This is a genomic window from Methanomassiliicoccales archaeon (genome assembly GCA_038740345.1).
Lineage (GTDB): Archaea > Thermoplasmatota > Thermoplasmata > Methanomassiliicoccales > UBA472 > JAJRAN01.
This window is the reverse complement of record JAVYMA010000027.1, coordinates 1-19,099: the sequence shown is the minus strand read 5'-3', so window position 1 is coordinate 19,099 and position 19,099 is coordinate 1. Positions and strand designations below refer to the sequence as shown.

The window sequence follows — 19,099 nt, the reverse complement described above, 5'->3', positions numbered from 1 at the left end:
ACCTCTGAATCTGAGCGTGCCACCCCTCGAGCTTTATAAGAGTCTCGCTGACGACTTTGATTCTAGCTTTATTTTAGAAAGCGCTGTGGGAGAGAACAGGACTGTTGCTTTCTCTTTCCTTGGTTTTGGGCCGCAATTCATCATTCGGTGTAGAAACGGAAAAGTCGAAGGTGGAGAGGGTTTCGATGATCTACGAGAGAAACCTTTGGAATTCCTTAAGAACTTCATCAAGTCGAGGCAACATAATATTAGGACCTTTCCTTTGATAGGTGGTTTAGTAGGATATTTCTCATATGAGTTCGCTAAAATAACAGAAAGTTCATTTGTTGGACAGTTACATCCCTCATTCCCAGAATTCGAATTAGGATATTATCAAGAAGGATTGATTTATGATCATTCTACTTTTCGAGTTTATTATTATGGTGATGATAAAAGCAAACTTTTAAAATCTATCAAACAGGGACTCGAACCTGAATCTCCTAAGGTTTCTACTGGTCCTCTGAGATCTATAACAACAAAAAAAAGTTTCGAATCTTCCGTCGAGGATGCTAAAGAAAGAATACTCAATGGCGAGGCTTTCCAAGTAGTTTTATCCAGAGCCCTAGAGTGTAATTACTCTGGTAATCCATTAAAATTCTATGAGTCACTTCGCCAGGAAAATCCATCCCCTTACATGTTCTATTTAGATTTCGGAAAGAGAAAGGTATTAGGATCAAGTCCCGAGACACTCGTATCTGTCAAGGACAAACAAGTTCTGACTTTTCCTATTGCTGGCACAAGACCTATAGGATCAAGTCCCAAAGAAAACAGGCTATTGAGGGAAGAGATGCTAAGAGATGAGAAAGAGAGAGCTGAGCATTGTATGTTGGTAGATTTAGCTAGGAATGATCTAGGAAAGGTGTGCGAGATAGAAAGCGTCCATGTTCCAGAGTTCATGCGAGTGGACTCCTTCAGCCATGTACAACATATAGTTTCCAAAGTCGAGGGCATATTGTCTGGAGGAAAGACAGCCATAGATGTGTTATCTGCAATTTTTCCAGCAGGAACTGTCTCAGGAGCTCCAAAACCAAGAGCTATGGAGATAATTTCTTCTCTGGAGAGGAAACCACGAGGCCCATATGCTGGTGGTGTAGGCTATTTATCACTCAATGGCAACATGGATTCTGCTATAACAATCAGGTCAGCTTTCTGCTATGAAAATTTATTAACGATTCAAGCTGGAGCTGGAGTGGTGGCGGACTCAGACCCACATAGGGAATTCATGGAGACAGAATACAAACTTGGTGCTCTTTTTTCTGCACTGATGAAAGAGGAGGTGAGAGCATAAGATTGCTCCTTATTGATAATTATGATTCGTTCAGTTATAATCTCTACCAGTCCTTAAGTGGCTTGGGAGTGGAGGTAGAGGTGAAAAGAAATGATGAAGTCTCTCTCAAAGATGCTATTGCATTTCAGCCTGATGCTATCGTTATATCGCCAGGTCCAGGGCATCCAGCAAATCGAAGAGATTTCGGAGTGTGTGCAGAATTATTGACTACAATAGCAAGGGAAACGCCTACACTCGGCGTTTGTTTGGGTCATCAAGGATTAGCGCATACTTTTGGCGCTAAAGTAAATAAGTTAAGCCATGTCGTACACGGAAAAACATCATTGGTGTATCATTTTGGTGACCCGTTATACAATAATGTCCCCTCTCCGTTTGAGGCAGCTAGATATCATTCATTGATAGTCGATAGCAACTCCCTTCCCCATGAATTAAAGATAACAGCAATGACAAAGGAGGGTGAGATAATGGGTCTGCGCCATCGAAAATATCCGATAGAAGGCGTACAGTTCCATCCAGAATCTATTCTAACACCCGTTGGAAAGATAATTTTAGCCAATTTCCTGCAGAATGCAAGAAGGTGAGATGATGAGTGATTGCGCTAACGCAATTTCAGCGATTGCAAATGATGATTACGTCAGCACTATCGCTAAAAAAATAGTGGTTGGAGAAGTGAGCAATGACGAGGTGAAAGGATTGATCAATTTCTTCCATCTTAACGGCATTTCCACCATGGAATTGCTAGCGTTGGCAATTACGTTCTATAGGGCAAGTATACCTTCATATACCTCATTCCCTGCCGTAGCTGATTTGTGCGGAACGGGAGGTGGTTGCGTCCGGACTTTCAACATTTCAACTGCTGCCTCTTTCGTGGTGGCGGGTTGCGGGGTTCCTGTAGCTAAACATGGAAATCGATCCAACGCAGGAAAATCTGGAAGTGCCGATGTAATTGAAGCTTTAGGGGCAAGATTGAACTTGGGACCGATTCTTCCTTCTCAAATACTCAATGAAATAGGATATTCATTCTTCTATGCCCCTGTTTTTAATCCCGCAATGAAAAACGTCGCGGCAGCTCGGAAAGAAGTTGGAGGAAGGACAGTATTCAATCTGCTCGGGCCACTGCTTAACCCTGTGAGGACAAAACGGAGACAGCTAATAGGAGTATCTGATGCATCTCTTCTAGATACCCTGCCTTCGATAATAGAAGCGATAGGTATAGACCGATGTATGCTAATTCACGGAAGTCCTGGAATGGATGAAGCTTCTACTTTAGGACCGACTGAAGCGGTTTTTATTAAAAAAGGCAATAGGGAAAGATTTACAATTTACCCGAGAGAATTGGGATTATGTGAGGGAAATAAAGAAGCAATTTGCGACCGTTCTCCATTAAATTCTGCCATATTAATTCGCAACATCCTCCATAAAGGGGAACCTAATGAGGCGAAGGAAATTGTACTACTTAATGCGGCATGCGCTCTGATGGCTTTTGGGATAGCTCAGGATGTTGAGCAGGGTCTTCGCCTCGCTGAAAGGTCAATTTTGACAGGCCGAGCGGCAAAAAAAATGGAGATTTTTGTCTCTCTGACTAGAAAATACAAAGAAGGTAAGTTAAATGATCGATGTTTTTGAGATTTTATCTGCGAACGCATCATCGTTGGTTAAGGAAGGATATTATAATGTTTCGTCACCGCGAAAGATGAGTAAAAAACGCTCCTTGAAAAAGGCCATTGAAGAATATCATATGTTTCCTATCATTGCAGAGGTCAAGCACGCTTCTCCATCCGATGGAAGAATCACTGATAGGTCATCATATGACTTAATTGAGGCATATAAAAAAGGTGGCGCAGCTGCTCTATCTGTACTGACTGAACCAAAGTATTTTGGAGGAAGAATTAAAACGTTGACCATAGCGACTCAATCTGGCATTCCATGCTTGATGAAGGACATTATTGTTTCTGAGACTCAAATAAAAGCTGGTGCTCTTTTGGGCGCTGACGCTGTCTTGGTGATTGAGCGTTTGAATTCTATGGCAGTAGACATCGATTACCTTATAGACGAGGCTCACAGATTAGGACTGGAAGTTTTGTTAGAAGTCGCGAATCGGGACGAGATGCGCAGCGCGATAACTAGAGATGCGGATATGATTGGCATCAATCAACGTGATCTTTCCTCCATGAAATTAGATTATTCCAAAGGCGTGCAGATTTTATTCGAATTTCGCGATAAATGCGATCTTCCGCTTATAGTGATGAGTGGAATTAGTAGTTCTGCTCAGATAAGAGAATTACGCAATACTGGTGCTAATGGGGTACTTATCGGAACTGCTCTCTGCGCCTCGTCAGATCCTAGTGAGTTTCTTCGCCATCTGGCGGTGAAAAGATGACTAAAGTAAAGATATGTGGCTTGATGAGGGAAGCCGATATTAATGCTGCATCAGGAGCGGATTATCTAGGTTTCATTGTTAATTCAGCATCACGGCACGCTTTGAGCTTAATGACGGCGAAAGATCTCATGTCCATAACTAATGGTAAAAAGGTCATGGTCACCACGGAAGTCGATCCAAATAAGGTGCTTCAAATGGCTCGTTATCTGGAGCCAGATGTCATTCAGATGCATTCGATTAGATCTTTTAACGATTTGAGTATTATATCTAGCAATTTTCCCGGCGAAATCTGGTCATTGGTGCTAGTGGGCCTAGGAAATGAACTTTGGAATTTGCATAACATCATCCATAGCTCAGATGCCGTGGTTCTAGATACCTATGGCCCCCTTCCAGGCGGAAATGGTAGGACGCACAATTGGGCTGTAAGCCGCTGTTTGAGAGATGCGGTTTTTCCATTCCCAATCATATTGGCAGGTGGATTGAACATAAACAACGTCGAAGATGCGCTTAGGTTAGTTAGACCCTACTGTGTTGATACATCAAGCGGAGTCGAGAGAAAAGGCCAGAAGGACCCTGAGTTGGTTAAAAAATTCATTGAAAAGGTAAGGAGTGTAGACTGATGGAGACAAGATTCGGAGATTATGGCGGACAGTATGTGCCAGAGGTTCTTATTTCAGCATTAAGGGAATTAGAAAGCGCTTATGAATCATATAAGGACGATATCAAATTTAAGGAGGAATTAGAATGGTATAATAGGTACTATGGAGGAAGGCCGACTCCCCTCTACTTCGCTAAGAATCTTACGAGGCTGATGGGGGGAGCCAAGATCTATCTAAAAAGGGAGGATCTTTGTCACGGAGGAGCACATAAATTTAACAATGTAATTGGACAAGGGCTATTATGTAAAAGAATGGGAAAGACTAGAATTATAGCGGAAACAGGAGCGGGTCAACATGGTACTGCCACAGCCATGGCCGCAGCTGTTTTAGGATTAAAAGCAGAAATTTACATGGGAGAAGAAGATGTGAAGCGCCAGAAGATGAATGTTTATCGTATGAGGCTGATGGGCGCCAAGCTTCATGTCGTGCGTTCCGGTTCCTCTACCCTAAAAGATGCTGTTAATGAAGCTATGAGGGATTGGGCCACCTCTGTAGGTGATACCTACTATCTTTTTGGAACCGCTGCTGGACCTCATCCATATCCAACGATAGTTAGGGACTTTCAAAGCGTTATTGGGCGGGAGATCAGAGAACAATTGATGGAGTTAGAGCAAAATGTTCCTGACCTTTTAGTAGCCTGCGTTGGTGGAGGCAGTAACGCCATCGGTACTTTTCATCCATTTCTTGATAATGAGCGAGTAAGAATGCTTGGTGCTGAGGCGGCTGGTTGCGGTCTGGGTACGGGAAGGACTTCTGCCACATTATGTGAGGGAAAGGTGGGAGTGCTACACGGTGCGAAATCATATCTTCTTCAGGATGATAATGGAATGATATCGCGAACACATTCGATCGCTGCGGGTTTGGATTATCCAGGTGTAGGACCACAGCATTCTTATCTAAAAGATACAAAGAGGGTGGATTACGTAGGCGTTACGGACAAACAAGCCTTATCCGCTTTCCACCAACTTTCTCGCACCGAGGGAATTATACCTGCGCTTGAATCCGCACATGCAATATATGCCGGATTGGAGCGAGCAAAGCAAATGGAAAGAGATGAGATCGTAGTTATAACTCTCTCAGGAAGAGGAGATAAAGATCTAGAGTCAGTCATAGAAATGGAAGGATATGAATGAGTCAGATCAGGAGTGTATTTGAGAGAGAGAGCAACAAAGGTAGGGGAACCCTCATTTGTTATCTTACAGCTGGCTATCCGGATAAGAATTCGTTTCTCCGATATTTCCAAGCATGCGTAGAAGGTGGCGCAGACATAATGGAGGTGGGAATCCCTTTCTCGGACCCTGTAGCCGACGGTCCTGTTATCCAGAGTACTTCAGAGAAAGCCTTGAAAGGAGGAGTGACGCCATGGTCAGCTATGGAGATGGCCGCCGATGCCAAAATGCTTTATGGTTCGCCTACCATTCTAATGGGTTATTATAACCCGATATTTCGAATGGGAGAGAAAAGATTTGTGAGGCTCGCAAGAGAGTATGATATAGATGGTATTATCGTTGCTGATCTTCCATATGAGGAATCTAATACCTTACGGGAAGAATGTGAGGAAAGTGGTATTGACCTCATTCAGATGATTGCGCCAACCACGAATTATTCGAGAATGAAAGCTATTGCATCTGTTTCTCAGGGAATGGTCTATCTCGTTGCAGCTTTAGGGACGACTGGTGTCAGAGATCATTTATCCCATGATTTAGGGAATTTAATTAAATGTGCGAAGTCTGCCTGTAAACAAATTCCGGTAGGCGTTGGCTTTGGCGTTTGTGATGAGAATCAGGTTAGAAAAATCATATCCTATGGTGCGGATGGAGTGATTATAGGCAGTGCACTATTGTCTAAAATATCAAAGGGAGAAGGGGAGAGTGTGCAACGCTTCATTTCTTGTCTAAAAAACTCCTGCATAAAATCTTATTGATGAGTTAATTCGCAATTTATCAAGACTTAAATATTAAAATTAAGTATTTAAAAATAATTTAAAACAGTTTGCCGAGCACATGAATTCTTATTTTAACCTATATTGAAATATCGGGAATTAAGAAAGCTAGTGAGTGAACTTCATATTAACATAAAATTCGAAAAAGGTGGTGGGAATGACCAAGGTCAAAATATGCGGTATCGCAAGACCTTCGGACATAGAGATGGCCAGGTTTGCGGATTATTTAGGATTTGTCGTTGGTTCGCGCTCATTTCGCAACCTAGAGCTTAAACCTGCCAAGGAATTGATGTCGTGTACTGAACAAAAAAAGGTAATGGTTACAACCTCTACAGATGCTGCTCTTATAGTAAAAATGGCTAATTATCTTGAGCCAGATGTAGTTCAAGTACATAGCTTAATGAGTCCTGCTGATTTAAGATTCATAACTCGAATGGTGTCGGGAGTGGTTTGGGGACTGGTACCAATTGGAAATGGCCATGAAGAGGAACGTTTGGGGCGCATTAGGAATTGTGTAAGTGCCGCTGTGCTGGACACCAGAGACGTCCCCCTAAATGTGCCAAAAGAGGAGGAGTGGGGGATATGCCGTAGGCTAAGGGATCAAGTGGATCCATATCCTATAATATTATCAGGAGGTTTGAATCCTGAAAACGTCAAGGAAGCTGTGACTGCCGTCCATCCTTTTTGCGTTGATGTGTCCAGTGGAGTTGAATATCAATATGTTAAAGAACCAAGATTAGTACGCAGATTCATTCGCAAGGTTTGGGAAGTAAAAGATTAATGTTCTAATAGATATCAGTGGGGATCTTAATTCCAAAATGCTCTTCTAGCCTGGTAAGTTTGGATTGGACAAGAGGCATCAGGACATCGTCCGTTAAAAGTATGAAATCGCGTCCCATAGCGATTTCTCTTACGCACATATCTAGTGCGTTAAAGGTGTAATCCACCTTCATCCCGTTCTCCAGCGCCCATTTCCTTGCCATGGTGCCATAAACTCCTACACAAACTTCTTTCGAGCTTGCTTCAGGTGGCGCTAATTGATTTTTATGGTGGAATGGTTGAACGGCTACTTTTATTAATCTAAGCCTACCGATTTTGCTATCCTTGTGTGGAAATAGTCTCAACAGAATTTCCTGGACACTCCTTGAACTAATGATAGAAGATGGAATAGCATGAGATGCTTTATTTAGTTCCGTGAAACGACGATCGATTTCGAATAAAACCGGTGTGACTAATCCCAGTGAGTAGACTTTGCGTTCCTCGGAAAAAAATTCTTCAGGACGCCCTGAGAATTCCAATCTGCCCCGATGCAGGACACGAATTTCATCGGCCCATTCATATGCGGTCTCCACGTCATGTGTTGACATGATTACTGTGAGACCTTTCATATTAAGTTCATCAGCAAGTTCCAGTAGTTCGTGGACCATCCGCGAATCAAGACCAGCGGTAGGCTCATCCATCATGAGTACTTTTGGCTTCATAGCCAAAGCTCCAGCTAAAGCCACCCTTTTTCTCTGCCCAAAAGACAATTGCTGTGTTGGCCTTTCTCGGACATCTTGCAAGTTCACTAAGAACAAGGCTTCATCCACTCTAGCCTCAATCTCTTTTCTCTCCAGCCCTAAGTTCATAGGCCCAAATGCTATGTCTTCCTCAACAGTGGTTGAGAAAATTTGATCATCTGGGTTTTGAAGAACTACAGAAACGTTAGTTCGAAGTTCAGAAAGGGCTCGAGATGAATATTCAATCCTCTTACCTGCATAGAAAATCTCACCTTTCTTAGGACGGAGCACACCATTAAAATGCAGGAACAATGTACTTTTTCCCGAGCCATTTGAGCCGAGAATTACGGTCTTCTTTCCCTCAGGAATTTTTATTGAAACATCATCTAATGCTAACGTTCCATTAGGATATTGAAAGGTTAAATTTTTAGTTTCAAGGATCGACGACACCATTTTTAACTACCATCCAATTTGAAGCGCCTTAATCACGATGAGATCGGCAGCGTAAAAAAGCAAAAAAGCAATTAATGGAGCTAAATACCAGGTAAATGTCATTCGGGGTGGTGGCTTAAATGACGGGAAGCTCCCCTGGAAATTTCGACAGAATAAAGCTATTTGAGACCTCTCTGCCACTTCCATCGACCTTATAAAAAGCCCTACCGCCAGCATTCCTGTGGTTCGAAATTTGTTTCTAGTTCCACGAAAACCTAGTCTGCACTGCGCCGCTGTATATAATATTTCAAGTTGCTCGAAAAGTAGAAAAGAATAGCGATAAACCAATACTATGAGCTCCGTAATGTAACTTGGTACACGAAGTTGTTTCAAAGCGGTCGCGAAATGCGGTATGGGGGTAGAAGTGGCATAAAAAAGCATAACTGATACCCCAGCCAAAGCACGAAAGAATATTAGCAAACCATATTGCAAACCCCCTTCGGTCAGCCTCAAAGTAAGCGAAAGAACTTGGATTTCGAGCAATATTTTCCCATTGATTGTGAGGAATGCAATTACCATTGCCCCCAAAAGAAAAATTCCTATTCCTTCTAAAAGCGCCAAAGCGATTACCTTTGGAAAGCGTAGCTCGGTGGATGCCATGAGCAAAGCTGCTCCTATCGTAAGAATTAAAATTGGGACGAATATGGTTTGAGAAAGGAGAGAGACTACCAATAAAGAGAGGACAAGGAGAAGCTTGCCTAAGGGCGGCCAATGACGCATAGGCGAGGCGTATGCTATTTCGTCTATGGCAAACATTTTACAATCCTTTCCTCATGTAATCTGCGACTCCATTTTCTCCGGTTCTCTTCCTCCTTTGTTTCTCTTAAGATAAATGGCGAAAAATGCTATTATGGAAAGACCAATCAACGCCTGAATGGCAAACAGCGCAATTTCCAATTGCTCATCCGGTTCAAAGAAGCTAGAAAACCAAGGCTCGTAATTGGGGTCAATTTGTTGGATCAATTCCTGACCTCTATCATCTGTGCCCAACAGGCCGATTGCAGCATTAGCTATGACAGCGATGCCTAATATCATCAATACAGCCGAGGCTACAATCTTATTCCTATTTCCTTTGATGCTCGGTGTTGGATTTTTTATCACGCCTTTGAGTAAATCAGGTTTGCTCTCTGCAAGGAAATTGAAGAATATTACCAGCAGCACGCCTTCGGCAATAGCCAAGGGAACCTGAGTGATAGCGAAAATAGCAAAGAAAGCTTGAAATGAGGTTAATATTGATCCGTTAGATGGATATGCGAGAGCAAGTTGTAGTGATGTCATTATGTAAGTACAAATATCGGCCAGGAAGGCGGTTATGAACACGGAAATGCTCATGGAAACATTTACCTTCTGCATAGATTTAAATGCCAAATAGGCAACAGCAGGTCCTGCTATTCCCATGGAAAAGATGTTTGCTCCCAAAGTTGTGATTCCCCCATGCGCCAAAAGCAAGGCTTGAAAAATCAGCACGATGCTAGCCAGTAAAGATGTGACTCCTACACCGTAGAAAATGGTTGATAAGCCACTGCCTGTGGGATGGGATGAGGAACCCGCCACTGATGGAAGTTTTAATGCTGAAAGGACGAACATGTATGCAGCTGAGACAGCAACCGTTAGCTTAGCATCTGGTTTATCTGCGAATAGTCTCTTTATCCTTAGCGCTCCCCAAGCTAAGAAGGGCAAAGATACGATAAACCAAAATATTGCCCACTCAAGAGGTAAGAATCCTTCCATTATGTGCATTTATTTTCACACTCCCTACAAATCCCTACGAGCCTCAGAGACCATCGCTTAACCCTAAGCCCGGTACTCTTCTGCAAATCCATATTCTTCATCTCAAAAGGAAGGCAGATTATCCTTCCGCATACCTCGCATTCGAATGTGGTGTTTGAAAAAGGATGTCTATAGAAAACTGCAGAATTCCCTTTCTTGGTCTCAGAAACTAATCCTTCGGCTACTAATCTGTTTAGGTTGCGGTATACCGTTGCGAGGCTTATACTAGGTATCTTTTTCCTAGCTTCGATGAATATCTGATCCGCTGTGACAGGCGTCTCGCTCGTATAGACGATATCCACAATGACCTTCAATTGCTTGGTCCATCTAATAGGTGAGAAGGTCATATGATAATCGTTATCATTTGCATCATTTATATTTGTTGCTATAACATAGTTGTCTTGTTGTTTATCATAATATTAACCACGGTTAAAATGCAACTTGAATTATTCAGATCTGGAAAAAAAAATTGACGTTGTCATGGCTATCATGAGAATACAAAGTTGTTTAATTTTTTCATGATTTCAAGCGATCAACAAGCAAAAAATTTTCCACCGTTTTTAGAAAATAATTAAATAATGAAATCACCGATATCATAACACATAATTGTTATTCGTGCTATTGGAGGGAAACGATTGCATATTCCAGATGGTTTAATGGCACCGTTGGTTTGGGTCACGGGGTGGGGTCTTGCAGCTATCTTCATTTCATTGGCTGTTTTGAAGGTTAATAGAACTTTGGATGAAAGGATTGTTCCGTTTATGGCAATTTTGGCTGCTGGCATCTTTGTAGCGCAAATGCTGAATTTTCCCATTGTAGGAGGGACTACAGGCCATCTCATAGGCGCAGCATTGGCAACGATCATGGTAGGACCTTGGGGAGCAGTGCTGATAATAACAGTCATTTTATTGATTCAAGGGTTTATTTTTGGAGATGGCGGCATCACCGCTCTGGGCCTAAATATATTGAATATGGCAGTGGTTGGGGTTAGCAGTGCCTATCTCATTATCAGATTGACGCCCCAGAAATTTCAGTATCCTGCCTTTTTTTTAGCAGCTTGGCTATCAGTGTTTCTCGCAGCCTCTGCTTGTGCCATTCAACTTGCTTTATCTTTTGCGTTAGACCCTTCCTTTGGAATTGAAGGTTCGGTATCGATTCCAGCTATGATGATATCGCATGCCGTAATAGGTATAGGAGAAGGCATTATTACTGTCGGAGTGGTGGCATTCTTGTCCAAAGTTGCACCTGAGACCATGAATCTCAGAGAGCTTTGGAAAAAGGAGGTATCAACTTGATAGAAAAGAAATATTTAAAGGCATCAATTATTATTCTTCTAGCCTTCTCAATAGGTTTAATCGGATTTTATATTTTTTCAGTAGATAAGCCAGATGGTTTGGAAGCAGTCATGGAGGAAAATGGTCTGGAAGAAGGAGAACCTGTTTGGAATGCTCCGCTCGACTATGGAAGTTCTTATTTGTCGACGTTGTTGATGGGATTTCTCGGTTTTCTAATAGTGTTCCTATCTCTATTAGGATACCTTTGGATGGTGAAAAAAACGAAAGCCAAAGGCTCTTAAATCAAAATATGAAAAGCGATCTATGATAATAGATGCACGTATATTAGAGATGGTTGGTTTTCAGATAAAATGAATTTTATTTGGAGTCATACCTGGTGGAGAAAAGATAACGGAAAGGTGTGTCCTAATTTGTCATTATCAGATGCCAGAGTAGAAGTGGACGCATTTGCCAAAACATCTCCTTTTTTTGTGCTCGACCCTAGAATAAAACTACTATCCACTATTGCCATAATCGTAATTATTGCAACGGTTAGAAAATTCGAAGCGATTGCGATGGCAAGCTTGTTCACCGTGTTCCTTGTAATATCATCGAAGATTCCTCTTTCTCATCTATTTCGCAACTTCGCATTAGCTCTGATTTTCATAATTTTCGCTTCAGTCTCCATGTTCTTTTATAAAGGATGGGAGAATGCTTTGATAATTGGTATTCGAATTAGCCTGTGCGTGATAATACTTCTACTATTGGTCACTACAACACCTTTCCACAAAATGCTACGAGCGATGAGATATCTTCACATGCCGAGAGTTCTAGCCACGCTTCTAATGTTTACTTATCGTTTCATCTTTTTATTTCTTGAGGAATTGGAGAGGATGAAACTAGCACGCTTAGCAAGAGGTTTTACTGGAGGTCGCCACCTGTTCGACAAACATGCCCTAAGAACTTTATCAAATACTATTGGTATGATATTTGTTAGAGCAAATCTTCGTGCAACTAATATCTACGACGCGCTTCTTCTAAGAGGGTACTCTGGAGAAATGGGGCACTATGAAAAAATGAAGATTGGATTTAGAGACATGATTTATCTCTTTTTTATTTCCCTGGCAGCAACCACAATAGTGTTCATGGAGTTGGGGGTCATAGATTGGATGCTTTAAGATTCGAGAACGTGTGCTATAAATATGCAGACGGCAGGATGGCACTTGAGGACCTGAATATAAAAATAACTGAGGGAGAGCGCGTAGCTCTAGTTGGTCCAAACGGAGCGGGGAAAAGCACACTTCTTCTATTGATGGCTGGCCTTTATTTACCGACAGATGGCAAAGTTATAGTTATGGGGGAAGAGGTGACCAGAAAAACTGCAATGAAGGCACGCCGGCATGTTGGCCTTCTTTTCCAGGATCCAGATGATCAAATCTTCATGCCATCTGTGTGGGAGGATGTGACATTTGGGCCTATGAACTTGGGCTTTAATGAAGAAGAAGTAAAGAGAAAATCGCTCGAGGCTATGAGGATGACAGGCATATCAGGTTTCGAGGAGCGTATTCCTCATCGCTTGAGCTTGGGTGAGAAGAAACGCGTGGCTATGGCTGGCCTCTTAGCCATGGCTCCAGAAATCCTATTGCTAGATGAGCCTACCGCCAATTTGGACCCACAAGGACGAAGAGAGTTGGTAGAAGTATTGGAAAACAGAAAAGAGACTATCGTAATAGCGACTCATGATTTGTCGGTAGCCTTTCATCTTGCGAAAAGGGTCATTGTGTTGAGCAAACGTGTGCTTTATGACGGAGACATTCCTAGCCTAGTAAAAAATGAAGGGGTTCTGCAGCAGGCTCGGCTGGAGCTCCCTTCTTTCTCCAGGCTTATGCAGTTATGGGCGAAAGAGACCGGTAAGAGATTCAATCCCCCACTCACAGTGAAGGAGGCTTTGGAAATCCTACGTAACAACTATTGTTGCATAGAAAATGGTAATCATCCTTGATTCTTCCTTCTCTTCCTTAAATATACCATTTCAATGGAAACGGCGATTAAAAGCGCGAATGCCAGAATTATCACCCAATTGAAATCATTCGTCGATCTAGTGAGTCTAGTCATTCCGAGATCGATGGCCTCCCCAGCTGTGACTGTCACATTCAAACGCAGTTCGTTATAACCTTCGTAGCGAATTGTGAGGGTGTGAACGCCACTCGGTGCAGCGATGGTAAATTCTCCTAAACGATTGGTCACTTCAGTTTGGCCCGTTTCTATGGAAACCATTACACCCTGTATTGGAAACCCTCGTTCATCCACAACTTTGCCAACTACCCACCCAATATTTGGAATGGTGGTGAATTGCCAAATAAGGGAGGACATGCTATTACCAGCCAAATCCCTTCCATTTATTGTTATAGTATAAGTTCTATCATAAGATAAGTTAGAAGTTAGTATATAACGTAAAGTAGTATCGCTTTCCCAGGCCAATAATCCCACCGCTCCCATCTCAAGACTCACACTGGCCTTTAGCATTGGTTCGGAGAAAATCACAATAATAGAGGGGTTCACGCTCACTGATTGACCTAATGGATTATAGCCGATTGCTCGTGGTGGTTCTGTATCTAAAACGATCTGCGTTGTTACTGGCTTACCAAGGTTCCCTGCCCGATCGCGAGCACGTACACTGATATTGTACCAACCATCAGGGTTACCGAACGAGACATATGTTGTGACAACACCTAATTCCTCCCAAGGATTCGTTATTGTCACATACTCATTGCCATCGTAGTATGTTCTAGATACCTTAACCAGATAGGTTCCAATGCCAGATTCATTGTCCAGCGCATGCCCCCAGGATATGGAAATGCGACCTGAATTGACATATTTCGTTGGTTCTATCAAGGATGGTATTCCAGGTTCTGTCAAATCGATGCGCAATATGGTGCTTACGATGATTTCTTGCGAAGTATTACTTACACCTTTAATTTCCAGCGAATGAACGCTCAAATTCAATCCATGGAAGAAAAAGGAGGTATTCAATCCCACATTGTGCCATTCCATACCATCGAGGCGAATCTCATAATAGGCCATTCCTAATGGACTATCGCTGCCTGTCCATCTTACCCTCAAGCTGGTAGAGTTCGTCCATCCTTCCGAAGGATAGAGTATTCTCAATTCTGGCATTGTGAGATCCACGGTGAAATTCAAAGATTTAACGATACTGTTACCAGCATTGTCGAAGACTCTTATCCTTACAACATGGTTACCCTCGCTGAGCGATCTAGCTACGTAGCTGGTATTCGTTCGTAAATCAATCCAATTCTTACCATCCAAAGAAATGTAATATCTGGATAATCCAGAGTAGTTATCCTCTCCTTTCCAATCGATCTTGACGTCTCTGGCTTGAATTACACCTTTATCGCTCGGATAAATAATAGTAAGCTCAGGAGGTGTCAAATCAATAGGTACCATAACGCCAGCAGAACGATAATTGCCCGCTCGATCGTAAACCCTGACAATGATTTCATGAGGTCCTTCGGTTAGATTAAAAATGGTGTAATTGTCATCTAACCCTATCGTTGCCCATAGAACCCCGTCTACAAATATATGAGTATTGTTCAGCCCAGAACCATCATCCAGTGCACTCCAATATAGACCTAAAAATGACGTATTAACATATACACCATAATTCGGTGCTATCCAAACCAAGGTAGGGGCAATGCTGTCGACTATGAAAGTAGCTAAAGCCTCGCCTAAATTTCCTGCCAAGTCCCATGCCCTTACAGATACCGTATGCATCCCTTCCGCTAATGGCGGCGTCCTGTAGTTGGTACTCGTAGAGACATTTACCCAAGGAATAGTACCATCAAGCTGGATTTCATAATATAAAATGCTAGAGGCTTCATCAACGACTGCCCATTCTATCAATACTTCTCGTTCATTAACGAAAGTAGAGTTCAAGGGTCTGATAATTTGTACACGAGGAGCCGTCAAATCTACTAAAAATAATTTACTGGTGTTGCCGAAATTTCCTGCAGCGTCCATTGCCCTGATCTCAAATTTATGTTCCCCTTCCCCCAATTCCAATATAATATTCTGATTTAGGCCTACGTTTTGCCAAGTTCCATTATCCACCCTTACCTCAAAAAACAATATAGTAGTTATATTCTCAACTGCGCTCCATGCAAAAGAAATCTGATTGCTAGCTATGATCTGCATGATCGGAGATGTCATCTCAATGAGAGGGGCGAATGGATCCACGATTATCCTTATTGACGTCACGTTCCATTGTTCAACATTGTCCCAAGCTCGCACTGAAATTTCATGATAGCCAGCGGCTACTTCAATAGCATAAAGATTGGACGTGCTGACCGAAGACCATTCTCCTTCATTAAGGCGCAATTGATAACCTTTAATACCAGTTCCATTGTCTTCGGCTGACCATTCTAAAGATATGGTAGTGGTATTGAAAATTGCACCACCCATTGGATAAATATATTGAAAAAGAGGAGGAAATGAATCCAAATAGAAAAGAGTGCTGTTTATCCCATAGTTCCCTTGACCGTCCCAAGCTCTCACTGATAAATAATGCCATCCTTGATTCATTTCAGGCAAATTTACAGATGTATTGAGGCCCACAGAGAACCATGGACCTGAGTTCAAGCTATATTCATATTTAACAATACCTGTGCCTCGATCAGAACCTGTCCATTTGACTAATAGTGATGTGATATTAATAGCGGAGCCCCAAAAAGGTGTTAAAATTACTACGGTAGGAGGACTTGTGTCCCAAGTCGTCACATAAATCGTGAAATTCACACTTCGTCCAATAGATGATTGAGCAGTAATGATATAGAGATAATCTTCTAAAGCGCTCACTGAGCTATCGTTTAACTCGGTCTGTCCAGACTCTAATTCGAAAAATTTTGTTTCACTCCCATTCTTTCGTTCTATCAAATAAGAAGTAAGCTGGCTTACTGCTGTATAATTAGGAGCAGACCAGCTCAATCGGACATAGGTCTCACCTATGACGTAATTAACATCTTTTACAGGCCCTATTGGTGCACTAAGTGGTTTTGCATCATAAGCAGCCCCGACGATATCATAACCTAAATCCACTAAGCCATCTCGATTCGCATCCGGAGACGTCCAATCTGACCAATAATTACCATAGCCTGCTTCCGAGTTCCAGATGTTACTCATGGAGTCGTCCCTTGCTTGCCTCTTATTAATATCAAAGGAGGATCCCGCTCCGTTATTCCTTTCAATTATATTCAGATAGAAGCGTGAGCTGTTGGAGTTTGTGCTATTGACAGCATAACCTCCGCATCCTCGTATAACATTATCATAGACTTTGGCATTACCTATGGTTTCTAATCTAAGGCCCTCCAATAAACAATAGAGAAATTCGTTCCTGGATATCTGAAGATTGGCTGCCTCAGATGCATAGCATCCCACACCATCTCCAGATAAAACATTTCCATGAATTGTTGCGTTAGTTGCGGAACGTATCCAAATACCATTTTTAGAATTATTTCCAAAGATGTTGCCGATAATTTGAAAATCCTTTTGTTGTAGCGCATTTAAGCCAGTGTGGCCATTAAAATAGAATATGTTGTTTTCGATCTTGTTTTTATTTCCTGAGCTTAGAAAAGCGCCAGAATCGGAATTCGCGGAAAAGTTATTTCTTTTGATAGATATAGAATCGCTCGCATTCAGATAGAGGCCAAATTCTAGATTATGTAGGATTCTATTATCTATCACCTGAGCATTAAAGCATAGACGCATTCTTACGCCTATTTTATTATTGATACAGGTATTATTATCTAGAATGATCCCTGAACCATTTTCAGCCTCTATCCCTACTACACAATCACGAATATAGTTGCGGCTCAACAATATATCGGAGATTAAAGTCGCCTTAATTCCCGCCTCGTTACTTCCACTGATATTATTCTTTAGCAATTGCAAATTTCGTAAATTGCCATCCATCAATATGCCTATCTTACCGATTCCTCCCAACGTATTATTACCCAAAACTATGCTCTCGCAATCTTCCTTGAGCCAGATTCCCAGCGTAACATTGCTAAATTTATTATTTTGAATTTTACCTATAGTTGAATTAATTATCTCAATTCCAGCTTTCGAGCAGTTTTGCAACAAATTGTTAAAAATATTATGTCCCGAGGTCTTTTCAATATATATGCCAGTCATAGAAGCGAATATATTATTATCGCGAACTAAAGAATTAGGACTCAAAGATAATGAAATCGCAATTACAGGATTGAAAAACGTATTATTCTTTATCATGACAGAGTCAGTATTAGATAACTTAATGGCTATGGGTGTAGAACCTTTGAATAGATTATTGGAGATTTCTATAGAAGATATGCTTGAATTTGAAACGATTCCTGCCTCCATGCTCTGCTCTATCAAGTTAGCAATTATATTCAACTTAGAACAATCTTCAAGATAAACTCCTATTCGGCAAGATAGGAATGAGTTATCCGACAATGTAACTTCCGTACATCTTTCAAGGATTACGCCTTGCCCTTGAGAATTAATAATATTGTTCAATATAGATGATGACATGAAATCGGATGCTATGATTCCTGTATAAATTGATGAGCAATTATTCCTGGTCAAAATGGACTTAAAACTGGCATTTACGCTTATTCCATATTGGGATGCTATGCAGGTATTATTGTCAAGTATGCAATCGCTTACGTTGCCAATCCGTATGCTTTCCTCATAACAGTTCTGAATCGTGTTATTGATTATGCTCACATTATTCGAAGATTCGACTAAGATGCCGATATTGCTAAATGAAAATGTACAATTTTTAATAATGCAAGGTCCAGTGACGTTATAGAGAATTATTGGAGCACCGGAAGAAAATATAGTTCCTGTTCCAAGATATGAGCAGTTGGAGATTTTCCAGTCTTCGATCTTAAAAGAAAGTGTAGTATTGCCAATGTATATCCATGAGCTATTTCCTCTTGCATCGATTTCTCCTGTTGGTGCTTTGATAATAATAGGATCAGTAATTGAGCCATTACCACTATATCCTAATGATATTAATTCTATATCGTTATTTACAATTATTCTCTCTGGCGCTAAATCATCTCTTAATGATACTGCTTGTGATAGCTCTTGAGTTTGAGCTGCATTTGCTGATAAAGTCATAGCTGAAATGAGTAAAGAAAGCGTAAGGACTGAAAAGATTGACAGCGCGAACTTTCTGGAAATTTCCATTCCCCCTATTTCTTATGCTAAGAAGGATGCGCTATTTATGCATATTTCCATGTTTCAAATATTGATTTTATGTTCGATTATTTTTTTAATATTTTATAACATTGTAGCACATAAAATATTAGTAATTTATCCCATAATTTTAATGCGCTTTTGAACGAGAAAAGTAACTAATAATTTAAATCATAAAAAAATTGAATAAATATTAAAAGGTGATAAATGAAAAAGTTTTAGATGGTTTATATTTTTTCACTTTTTCTCCTGAGACTTCTTCTCCTTGTCCTCCGCCTTCTCTCCCTTCTTCTTCTCCTCAGGCTTCTGCTCAGACTTCTGCTCCTTGCCCTCGGAAGGCTTGCTCTCTGCAGGCTTGAACGGCTTCATGCCTTTCTTCCTCATGTAGAGCAGGATGAGGAGGGCAGCGATAACCACCACCGCCACCACGATGAGCCAGGTCCAATCCTCCACGTGCGCCATGCTGAGCTCGCCCAGTTCATTGGTGCCGGCGCTCACC

At 41.5% G+C, this 19,099-nt stretch carries 18 protein-coding genes; 12 read left to right on the top strand and 6 right to left on the bottom strand.

Going from position 1 to position 19,099, the window contains the following annotated elements; genetic code table 11:
• Nucleotides 1–16: 16 nt before the first annotated feature.
• The 8 genes from QW520_08045 (at nucleotide 17) to QW520_08010 (ending at nucleotide 7,089) form a co-directional block, all read left to right on the top strand.
• Nucleotides 17–1,327 (top strand): chorismate-binding protein, encoded by a 1,311-nt coding sequence (locus QW520_08045; protein ID MEM0449753.1) that lies wholly within the window; start codon nucleotides 17–19, stop codon nucleotides 1,325–1,327.
• 2 nt (nucleotides 1,328–1,329) lie between these two features.
• Nucleotides 1,330–1,908 carry an aminodeoxychorismate/anthranilate synthase component II gene (locus QW520_08040; GenBank protein MEM0449752.1) on the top strand — a complete coding sequence of 193 codons (579 nt, stop codon included), beginning with the start codon at nucleotides 1,330–1,332 and terminating at the stop codon, nucleotides 1,906–1,908.
• 1 nt (nucleotide 1,909) lies between these two features.
• Nucleotides 1,910–2,953, top strand: coding sequence for an anthranilate phosphoribosyltransferase (trpD, locus tag QW520_08035; GenBank protein MEM0449751.1), 1,044 nt, complete (start codon nucleotides 1,910–1,912; stop codon nucleotides 2,951–2,953).
• A 67-nt stretch (nucleotides 2,954–3,020) separates the two neighbouring features.
• Nucleotides 3,021–3,707, top strand: coding sequence for an indole-3-glycerol-phosphate synthase (locus QW520_08030; GenBank protein ID MEM0449750.1), 687 nt, complete (start codon nucleotides 3,021–3,023; stop codon nucleotides 3,705–3,707).
• Nucleotides 3,704–4,327 (top strand): phosphoribosylanthranilate isomerase, encoded by a 624-nt coding sequence (locus QW520_08025; GenBank protein ID MEM0449749.1) that lies wholly within the window; start codon nucleotides 3,704–3,706, stop codon nucleotides 4,325–4,327. Before QW520_08030 ends, QW520_08025 begins: the two co-directional genes overlap by 4 nt.
• Nucleotides 4,327–5,499, top strand: coding sequence for a tryptophan synthase subunit beta (trpB, locus tag QW520_08020; protein ID MEM0449748.1), 1,173 nt, complete (start codon nucleotides 4,327–4,329; stop codon nucleotides 5,497–5,499). The genes QW520_08025 and trpB overlap by 1 nt, the downstream gene beginning before the upstream one ends.
• Nucleotides 5,496–6,290 (top strand): tryptophan synthase subunit alpha, encoded by a 795-nt coding sequence (gene trpA, locus QW520_08015; protein MEM0449747.1) that lies wholly within the window; start codon nucleotides 5,496–5,498, stop codon nucleotides 6,288–6,290. Before trpB ends, trpA begins: the two co-directional genes overlap by 4 nt.
• Nucleotides 6,291–6,465: 175 nt before the next feature.
• Nucleotides 6,466–7,089, top strand: coding sequence for a phosphoribosylanthranilate isomerase (locus tag QW520_08010; GenBank protein ID MEM0449746.1), 624 nt, complete (start codon nucleotides 6,466–6,468; stop codon nucleotides 7,087–7,089).
• 4 nt (nucleotides 7,090–7,093) lie between these two features.
• Here QW520_08010 and QW520_08005 read toward each other — a convergent pair whose 3' ends face one another.
• From QW520_08005 to QW520_07990, 4 genes are read right to left on the bottom strand one after another with little or no spacing between them, the layout of a single operon-like run.
• A complete protein-coding gene (locus tag QW520_08005) occupies nucleotides 7,094–8,260 on the bottom strand; it encodes an ABC transporter ATP-binding protein (GenBank protein MEM0449745.1) in 1,167 nt (388 codons plus the stop codon).
• A gap of 6 nt (nucleotides 8,261–8,266) precedes the next feature.
• The gene (gene cbiQ / locus QW520_08000) at nucleotides 8,267–9,019 is read right to left on the bottom strand and encodes a cobalt ECF transporter T component CbiQ (GenBank protein ID MEM0449744.1); all 753 of its coding nucleotides are present in this window, start codon (nucleotides 9,017–9,019) and stop codon (nucleotides 8,267–8,269) included.
• Between the two features lie 51 nt (nucleotides 9,020–9,070).
• Nucleotides 9,071–10,039 carry an energy-coupling factor ABC transporter permease gene (locus tag QW520_07995; GenBank protein ID MEM0449743.1) on the bottom strand — a complete coding sequence of 323 codons (969 nt, stop codon included), beginning with the start codon at nucleotides 10,037–10,039 and terminating at the stop codon, nucleotides 9,071–9,073.
• The gene (locus QW520_07990; protein MEM0449742.1) at nucleotides 10,030–10,416 is read right to left on the bottom strand and encodes a transcriptional repressor; all 387 of its coding nucleotides are present in this window, start codon (nucleotides 10,414–10,416) and stop codon (nucleotides 10,030–10,032) included. Before QW520_07990 ends, QW520_07995 begins: the two co-directional genes overlap by 10 nt.
• Nucleotides 10,417–10,704: 288 nt before the next feature.
• On the opposite strand from QW520_07990, the gene QW520_07985 reads away from it, so the two are divergent.
• The 4 genes from QW520_07985 (at nucleotide 10,705) to QW520_07970 (ending at nucleotide 13,345) form a co-directional block, all read left to right on the top strand.
• Nucleotides 10,705–11,364: an energy-coupling factor ABC transporter permease gene (locus tag QW520_07985; protein ID MEM0449741.1), complete on the top strand. Its 660-nt coding sequence runs from the start codon at nucleotides 10,705–10,707 to the stop codon at nucleotides 11,362–11,364.
• Nucleotides 11,361–11,645 (top strand): hypothetical protein, encoded by a 285-nt coding sequence (locus QW520_07980; protein MEM0449740.1) that lies wholly within the window; start codon nucleotides 11,361–11,363, stop codon nucleotides 11,643–11,645. The genes QW520_07985 and QW520_07980 overlap by 4 nt, the downstream gene beginning before the upstream one ends.
• 69 nt (nucleotides 11,646–11,714) lie before the next feature.
• Nucleotides 11,715–12,521 (top strand): cobalt ECF transporter T component CbiQ, encoded by an 807-nt coding sequence (gene cbiQ, locus QW520_07975; protein ID MEM0449739.1) that lies wholly within the window; start codon nucleotides 11,715–11,717, stop codon nucleotides 12,519–12,521.
• Complete coding sequence (locus QW520_07970; protein ID MEM0449738.1) at nucleotides 12,509–13,345, top strand: ABC transporter ATP-binding protein; 837 nt, start codon at nucleotides 12,509–12,511, stop codon at nucleotides 13,343–13,345. Before cbiQ (QW520_07975) ends, QW520_07970 begins: the two co-directional genes overlap by 13 nt.
• Here the strand turns inward: QW520_07970 and QW520_07965 are convergent.
• Nucleotides 13,336–18,591: a NosD domain-containing protein gene (locus QW520_07965; protein ID MEM0449737.1), complete on the bottom strand. Its 5,256-nt coding sequence runs from the start codon at nucleotides 18,589–18,591 to the stop codon at nucleotides 13,336–13,338. The genes QW520_07970 and QW520_07965 overlap by 10 nt on opposite strands.
• 246 nt (nucleotides 18,592–18,837) lie before the next feature.
• Nucleotides 18,838–19,099 (bottom strand): hypothetical protein (locus QW520_07960; GenBank protein MEM0449736.1); only part of this gene is annotated, 262 nt, incomplete at its 5' end.